General features: G+C 70.9%; 3 protein-coding genes. 2 read left to right on the forward strand and 1 reads right to left on the reverse strand.

Annotated features, from left to right (window positions below; genetic code table 11):
* The first annotated feature begins 117 nt into the window (after positions 1-117).
* Positions 118-3474 (forward strand): SbcC/MukB-like Walker B domain-containing protein, encoded by a 3357-nt coding sequence (locus ABZ796_RS27510; RefSeq protein ID WP_357341356.1) that lies wholly within the window; start codon positions 118-120, stop codon positions 3472-3474.
* 3 nt (positions 3475-3477) lie between these two features.
* Here the strand turns inward: ABZ796_RS27510 and ABZ796_RS27515 are convergent, their stop codons facing one another.
* Positions 3478-4599: an ionic transporter y4hA gene (locus ABZ796_RS27515; protein ID WP_357341354.1), complete on the reverse strand. Its 1122-nt coding sequence runs from the start codon at positions 4597-4599 to the stop codon at positions 3478-3480.
* Between the two features lie 133 nt (positions 4600-4732).
* On the opposite strand from ABZ796_RS27515, the gene ABZ796_RS27520 reads away from it, so the two are divergent.
* Positions 4733-6457 (forward strand): gamma-glutamyltransferase, encoded by a 1725-nt coding sequence (locus ABZ796_RS27520; RefSeq protein ID WP_357341357.1) that lies wholly within the window; start codon positions 4733-4735, stop codon positions 6455-6457.
* The last annotated feature ends 203 nt before the right edge of the window (positions 6458-6660 follow it).

A 6660-nucleotide genomic window follows, 5' to 3' on the forward strand; every position in this document is an offset into this window, starting at 1 on the left:
CTACACAATCTGGGTGGTTGCGGGGGGGCGGGGGGACCGTGTTGGTCTCGACACGCTTCCGCCTAGCGGCTCCGGCGGCTCGACCAACGAGGTCGAAGAGGAGAACCAGCAGTGAACATGATCGACAGCCTCTTCGGCCTCATCCCCGCCCGCTCGACCGGTCGACAGTGGGTCGCGAGCGAGCTGCAGCTGGTCAACTGGGGCGGCTACGACGGCGCCCACCGGGTGCGTTTCTCGCCGACCGCGACGCTGCTCACCGGCGGTTCCGGCTCGGGTAAGTCGACGCTGATGGACGCCTACATCGCGCTGATCATGCCGCACACGACGCCCTTCAACGGCGCCTCCAACGGTGGCGTCGTCGGCCGTCCTCGCGGTCAGGACCAGCGCAACATCCTCTCCTACGCGCGCGGCAAGATCGACGAGGCGAAGACCGCCGAGGGCACCAAGATCCGGGTGCTGCGCGGCGACGGCCGCGACACCTGGTCGGCGATCGCGATGACCTGGGAGGACCAGACCGGGGCCCGCTTCACCGCGGTCCGTGCCTGGTACGTCCCCGCGTCCGCCAAGAACCTCGACGACGTGACCAAGCTCCGTGCCGTGGCCGAGGCAGGCTTCGACGTACGCGATCTGGAGCCGGTCGCAGCCCACCGGTTCACGCGCACCGCGGTCTCCGAGGTCGGACTGACCCCGATCGACACCGACCGCGACTTCACCGCGCGGATCCACTCCGCGCTCGGGATCGGTGCCGCGGGTGACGGGGAGAAGGCCGTCAACCTGCTGGGAAGGATCCAGGCGGGACAGCAGATCACCACGGTCGACGACCTCTACAAGAAGATGGTGCTCGAGGAGCCCGAGACCCTCGCCACCGCCGACGGCGTGGTCGCCCACTTCGATGAGCTCTCCGCGACCCGCGACCGGATGGTCACCGCGCAGCAGCAGGTGCGGGCGCTGACGCCGATCCGCGAGCACCGGGCGGCGATCGAGGACGCCGCTGCCCGGCTGGAGGTGATCGACGGGATCGGCGCCTTCGGTGACGAGGCCACCCCGGCCGGGCTCTGGCGCGCCGGCAAGCGGGTCGACCTGCTCAGCGAGCTGGAGGCCGAGCTCAGCTCCCGCAAGAGCGCCGCGGAGAAGGCGGTGGCCGAGAAGCAGGCGCTCATCGACGCGGCCGAGTCCGAGCGTGACGGCCTCGCGGTCACCGTCGCGGCCTCGGGCGGGCGCCGCCTCGAGGAGGCCACCCGCGAGATCAGGTCGGCCGAGACCCGGGTCGACAACGTACGCCGTGCCCGCGAGGCGCTCGACAAGGAGCTCGTCATCCTCGGGGCGGTGGCCGCGACCCGCGACGAGTTCGAGACCCTGCAAGCGACCGCGCAGGAGGCGCTCGTCGACGACGATGCCCGCGCGACCGCCCTCAACACCTACGCGGCGGCGCGCTCGGCCGAGGCCGATGCGATCAAGCTGGTCGGCCGGCTCGAGGACGAGCTGGCCGATGCCGAGAAGACGAAGAACAACATCCCCGAGCCTTTGCGGGCGGCTCGTGCGGTGCTGGCCGAGGCGGCCGGGCTGAGCCCGGCCGAGATGCCGTTCGTCGGCGAGCTGGTCGAGGTACGCACCGAGCACGAGGCCTGGCGTGAGGCGTTCAACCTGGCGCTGGGCGGGTTCGCGACCACGATGCTGGTCGATGCCGCTCATGTCGGCGCCTTCCGGGCTGCGATCGAGTCGGTGCGGCAGCGCACGCGGATCCGCTACGAGGCCGTCCACACCGGTCTGCAGGACAACACGCTCCTCGACGAGGGCACCCTGCCCGGGCGCCTGGACTACCGCCGCGGCGTGTTCACCGGCTGGCTCAAGAAGCGGCTGGCCGAACGACACGGCTACGTCTGCGTGCAGACTCCCGCGCTGCTCGGGCAGCACCGGATGGCGCTGACCGTCACCGGACAGGTCTCGCAGGGCACGCGCGGCGCCCACGGTGGTCACGGGGCCGGCAACGTGCTCGGGTTCACCAACACCCGTCGCGTCGCCGAGCTGACCGAGCTCCTCGAGACGGCGCGCACGGACGCGGAGACGGCGACGGTGGCGGTCACGGAGGCCGAGCGGGCCATCAAGGATCTCGACCTGCGGCGTACGTCCTTCAAGGCGGTCACCGCGCTCACCTGGGACCAGGTCGACGTCGCCACGGCCGAGGCCGAACGAGAGCGGTGGGCCTCGGTGATCGAGGAGGTCACCGCCGACAACCCCGAGATCGCCACGCTGCAGGAGCGGCTGAAGAGCGCTCGCGCCAAGGTCGACTCGCTGCGGGAGGGGATCGGCGCCGCCAAGAGCGCGGTCAAGGAGCTCGACGTGCGCTGGAGCGACGTCGTCGAGCAGGTCGACCGGGCCAAGGACGCGCTGGAGGACGCGGCGGCGTCCGGCACCGATGTGGCGCCGGCCCAGGCCGACTACCTCGAGCAGCTCTTCAAGGCTGCCGGCGGTGAGGGAGCCGGCCGGCGCGAGGACGCGCTCGCCGAGCTCGACGCGGTCTTCGCTCGCGCGGGGGAGAGCCTCGAGACCGACCGCATCGGTGCGCAGGAGACGATCGGCTCCGCCCGCATCCAGCTCCGCCAGAGCTTCGAGGCCTTCCTTGAACGGTGGCCCAACCCGAACCTCCACACCGACCCCGACGCCTCCTACGCCGACTTCGACCGTCTCCTCGATGAGCTGCAGACCAGCGGCCTGCACGAGCTCGAGGTCGAGTGGCGCGACTCCCTGCTCAACCTGTCGGGCAACGACCTGACCAACCTCGACTCGACCCTGTCGCGGGCGGTGCGTGAGATCCGTGACCGGATCGACCCCATCAACCAGATCCTCGCCGAGCTGCCGTTCAACGACGACGGCCACCGGCTCCGGATCGACACCCAGGAGGGCCAGTCGGCGGTGCGGGGCCGCTTCCGCAAGGAGCTCCGCGCGGTGCGCGACCTGATCGAGAAGGCCTCGTCCAACGACACCCGGGAGCAGGCCTACACCCGGATGTCCCGGCTCATCGACCGCATGCGCCGCTCGGCGCCGGACTTCGCCGACCTGGTCGACGTACGCAACCACGTCCGCGTCAGCGCCGAGAAGGTCACCGCCGACACCGGTGAGCACGTCGCCCTCTACGACCACATCGGCGAGAAGTCCGGCGGCGAGTCGCAGGAGCTGGTCGCCTTCATCGTCGGCGCCGCGCTGCGCTACCAGCTCGGCGACGCCGGCGCCGAGCGCCCACGCTACGCACCGGTCTTCCTCGACGAGGCGTTGATCAAGGCCGACGCCCGCTTCACCGGCCGCGCCATCGGCGCCTGGCGAGGCCTCGGCTTCCAGCTCATCATCGGCGCCCCCAACGACAAGCACAGCGCCATCGAGCCGCACGTCGACGTCCAGTACACGGTGCTCAAGGACGCCGAGGGTCACTCGTTCCCGAAGCTCGAAGTGGGTCTCGAGGAAGTCCCGGCCTCGTGACGGCTAGGGCTGCATCGAGAGGAACAGGAACGCGGCCAGCAGGACCAGGTGGACGAACCCCTGGAGGGCGTAGACGCGGCCCTGGACGACGGTGAGGCCGGTGACGAAGACGGTGATGACCAGCAGCACGATCTGGGTCGGCTCGAGGCCGAGCACGAGCGGGCCGCTGAGCCAGATCATCGCGACGGCGATGGTGGGGATGGTGAGACCGATCGAGGCCATCGCGGAGCCGTAGGCGAGGTTGAGGCTGGTCTGCACCCGGTCGCGGGAGGCGTTGCGGACCGCGGCGATGGACTCGGGGGCGAGGACGAGGAGGGCGATCACGACGCCCACGACGGCGTAGGGGAAGCCGAGGGTCTTTACGGTGCTCTCGATCGTCGGGGAGAGGACCTTCGCCAGGCCGACCACGGAGATCAGCGAGACGAGGAGCAGACCGAGGCTCAGGCCTGCCTCGCCGGTCGAGGGCGGGTCGGCGTGACTGTCCTCGTCGAGATCGACCAGCCCGGTCATCCGGCCGTGCTCGTCACTGGTGACGGGGAGGAAGAAGTCGCGGTGGCGGACGGTCTGGGTGAAGAGGAAGGCGACGTAGAGCGCGAGCGAGGCGATGGCGGCGAAGGCCAGCTGCGAGGGTGAGTACTGCGGGCCGTGCGCGGAGGTCGTGAACCTCGGCAGCACCAGGGTGAGGCCCGCCAGTGCGATGACGGTGGCGACCGCCGAGCCCGTGCCGGCGGCGTTGAAGCTGACCAGTCCGTGCTTGAGTGCGCCGACCATGAGCGAGAGCCCGACGATGCCGTTGAGCGTGATCATCACCGCGGCGAAGACGGTGTCGCGCGCGTAGGTGCTGGTGTTGTCGCCGCCACTGGTCATCAGCATCACGATCAGGCCGACCTCGATGACGGTCACCGCGACCGCGAGGATCAGCGAGCCGAACGGTTCGCCGACCTTGTGGGCGACGACCTCGGCGTGGTGGACCGCGCTGAGCACCGCCCCGATCAGTACCGCCGCGACCACGGCGAGGATCGTCCAGTGGTCGTGGCGTAGCCACGCGAACACCAACACCACCACGGCGAGGATCGGCACGACCACTGACCACTGCATGCGGCCCCGGACCGCTGGTGCGCTCATGGGGCGACCCTATCCCGGCACCGGGCCGCCGACCTGATGCCCGACACGCGCTCGTAACCTGAGGGGCGTGCTCTCCGCCTACACCCCTCCGGCCGCGTTCAAGACCCGTCCCGACCTGCTGGGGAGGTTCGGCATGGTCGGCTCGACCCACTGGCTGGCCAGCGGCGCCGCTCAGGCGGTGCTCGAGCGCGGCGGCAACGCCTTCGACGCGGCGGTCGCGGGTGGGTTCGTGCTGCACGTGGTCGAACCCCACCTCAACGGACCGGGCGGCGACCTGGTCGGGATCTTCGCTCCTGCCGGCGGTGCGCCGACGGTGCTGATGGGCCAGGGGCCGGCGCCCGCAGCTGCGTCCGTGGAGCACATGCGGGCCGAGGGGCTCGAGCTGGTCCCCGGCTCCGGTGCGCTGGCGGCCGCGGTGCCGGGCGCGGTCGAGGCCTGGCTGATGCTGCTGCGCGACCACGGCACCTGGGAGCTGGGCGAGGTGCTCGCCTATGCCATCGACTACGCCCGCAACGGCCACCCGATCCTGGGCCGTGCGGTCTCCACGATCGCGGCCGTGGCCGACCTGTTCCGCGACCACTGGCCCACCTCGGCCGCCCACTGGCTCGTCGACGGCGAGCTGCCGAAGCCGGACACGATGGTCCGCAACGAGGCCTACGCCGCCGTCCTCGACCGCCTCGTCGCGGCAGGCGACGGCGCCGCCACCCGTGAGGAGCGGGTCGACGCTGCGCGGGCCGCTTGGGGGAGCGGGTTCGTCGCGGAGTCGATCGAGCGGTTCGTACGCACCCCGCACCGCCACTCCTCCGGAACCGACCATTCCGGCGTGATCACGGCGGCCGACATGGCCGGGTTCTCGGCTGCGTACGAAGAGCCGGTGACGACCGAGTTCCGTGGCCACACCATCGCGAAGGCCGGGCCGTGGACGCAGGGGCCGGTGCTGCTGCAGACGCTCAATCTGCTCGAGCCGCTCGACGACGCGCTGCTCGACCCGAGCAATCCCGAAGGCGCGCACACGATCCTGGAGGCGACCAAGCTCGCCTTCGCCGACCGTGACGCCCACTACGGCGACGGCGCCGATCCGGCGATGATCGAGACCCTCCTCTCGAAGGAGTACGCCGCCACCCGCCGCCCCCTGATCGCCGAGATCGCCTCGGCCGAGGTGCGGCCCGGGCTGGGCGCGAGGGCCTTCCCGCCGCTGCGCGAGACCTACGACCCGGCCGCGGCGGCGTCCGGGGTGGGGGAGCCGACCGTCTCGCGTGAGGGCGAGACCCGGGGCGACACCTGCCACATCGATGTCGCCGACCGCTGGGGCAACATGATCGCGGTCACCCCCTCGGGCGGGTGGCTGCAGTCCTCGCCCATGATCCCCGAGCTCGGCTTCTGCCTCGGCACCCGGTTGCAGATGACCTGGCTGGAGCCGGGCCTGCCCTCGACGCTGATTCCCGGCCGCCGACCGCGCACCACGCTCACCCCGACCCTCGTCCTTCGCGACGGGCGAGCCGTGACCGCGGTCGGCTCGCCGGGTGGCGACCAGCAGGACCAGTGGCAGCTGCTCTACCTGCTGCGCACCATCGTCGGTGGCTACTCGCCCCAGGAGGCCATCGACGCTCCGGCGCTCCACTCGACCTCCTTCCCCGGGTCCTTCTGGCCGCGTACGTGGACTCCTGCTGGTGCGGTGCTCGAGGATCGCCTCGGGGCTCAGATCGTCGATTCGTTGCGACGTCGTGGTCATGCGGTCGAGCTGAGCGGTGACTGGTCTCTGGGGCGGCTCTCTGCGGTTACTCGTGATCCTGTTACTGGCACGCTTTCTGCTGCTGCCAATGCTCGGGGGGCGCAGGGTTACGCGGTGGGACGGTAGGACGTCCCGCTCGCTTGGTCCCGCTGGTCGAGCCGCTTGCCTCGCTGGTCGAGCCGCTTCCCCCCGCTGGTCGAGCCGCTTCCCCCCGCTGGTCGAGCCGCTTCCCCCGCTGGTCGAGCCGCCGGAGCCGCTAGGCGGAGGCGTGTCGAGACCAACACGGTCGCTTCTTGGGATACCTCGCTTAGCGACTGTGTTTTCGTTTC

It is taken from the genome of Nocardioides sp. NPDC047086, from assembly GCF_040643685.1.
Lineage (GTDB): Bacteria > Actinomycetota > Actinomycetes > Propionibacteriales > Nocardioidaceae > Nocardioides.

Bases quoted from the DNA above. Each gene is read 5' to 3' on its own strand.
- ABZ796_RS27520 (WP_357341357.1), top strand. From the start codon at position 4,733: ATGGTCGGCTCGACCCACTGGCTGGCCAGCGGCGCCGCTCAGGCGGTG.
- ABZ796_RS27515 (WP_357341354.1), bottom strand. From the start codon at position 4,599: ATGAGCGCACCAGCGGTCCGGGGCCGCATGCAGTGGTCAGTGGTCGTG.
- ABZ796_RS27510 (WP_357341356.1), top strand. From the start codon at position 118: ATGATCGACAGCCTCTTCGGCCTCATCCCCGCCCGCTCGACCGGTCGA.